This window comes from Pseudomonas sp. GW821-FHT07F05 (genome assembly GCF_059418765.1).
The window spans coordinates 1-527 of sequence record NZ_JBWKQL010000033.1 but is presented as its reverse complement, the minus strand read 5'-3'; the positions used below and the strand labels follow the sequence as shown (position 1 = coordinate 527).

Annotated in this window: 1 protein-coding gene; it reads right to left on the bottom strand. The window is 62.6% G+C overall.

Annotation, left to right across the window (positions count from 1 at the left end; translation table 11 throughout):
• Positions 1-527 (bottom strand): pyridoxal-phosphate dependent enzyme (locus tag AC07RO_RS27065; protein WP_495087546.1); only part of this gene is annotated, 527 nt, incomplete at both ends.

Genomic DNA, 527 nt, shown 5'->3' with positions numbered 1-527 from the left:
AACGCCTTGAAGCTGCCCGGCTGCTCCGGGATGGTCACGGCAATGATTGCTTCGCGGCCTTCGCCCAGTTCAGCTCTTTCGGCGACATGGCGCAGGCGGTCGAAGTTGACGTTGGCGCCGGAGTCGATGGCAACAAAGGTCTGCCCGGTGACTTCGTATTGCTCGGTGTACTTCTTGATCCCCGCCACGCCCAGGGCGCCGGCGGGTTCGGTGATCGAGCGGGTGTCGTCGTAGATGTCCTTGATCGCCGCGCAGATTTCATCGGTGCTGACCGTGATCACTTCGTCGACATAATCCTTGCAGATGTCGAAGGTGTACTGCCCGATCTGCGCCACCGCGACGCCATCGGCGAACAACCCGACCTGCTGCAACACAACGCGCTCGCCGTAGGCCATGGCCTGTTGCAGGCAATTGGAATCGTCCGGCTCGACGCCGATCACCTTGATCTCCGGGCGCAGGTATTTCACGTACGCCGCGATGCCGGCAATCAGCCCGCCGCCACCGACCGGGACGAAGATCGCGTCCAG